This window comes from Polaromonas sp. P1_G2, assembly GCF_056405515.1.
Map to the genome: position 1 here is coordinate 1 of NZ_JBFUBY010001815.1, position 353 is coordinate 353.

Sequence of the window (353 nt, forward strand, 5' to 3'; positions counted from 1 at the left end):
ATGTTCTTATTGCGGACACGTTCCAGATATTCGGCAAAGCCCTCGTGTTCCGGACGGCATGAGGCGATGGCACCGATCACGAGGCTGCCGGGGCGGGCAGCGATCTCCGTGACGTAATCAGTCTCGGTTTCGATGTCGCTTTCGGCGACGTCGACCTCCATGTGCAGGCTGGCCGCAATGCCGAGGCGCCTGGCCTCGACGGCATAGTCGTTATAGGAAAAGCTGCGGTTCAACGGGCCGGCACCTGCAAGCCACGGATAGCTGAGTGCCGCCTGGTCGACGATATGCAGATGGGTGTCGATAATCACAAGCGTTGCTCCCGAACTGGATGCGCCACTCTGCCATGGCGACTG

At 60.3% G+C, this 353-nt stretch carries 1 protein-coding gene; it reads right to left on the bottom strand.

Going from position 1 to position 353, the window contains the following annotated elements; genetic code table 11:
- A partial coding sequence (locus AC1D0P_RS32720) for an amidohydrolase family protein (RefSeq protein ID WP_477680521.1) occupies window positions 1–308 on the bottom strand: 308 nt, incomplete at its 3' end.
- Between the last annotated feature and the right edge of the window lie 45 nt (window positions 309–353).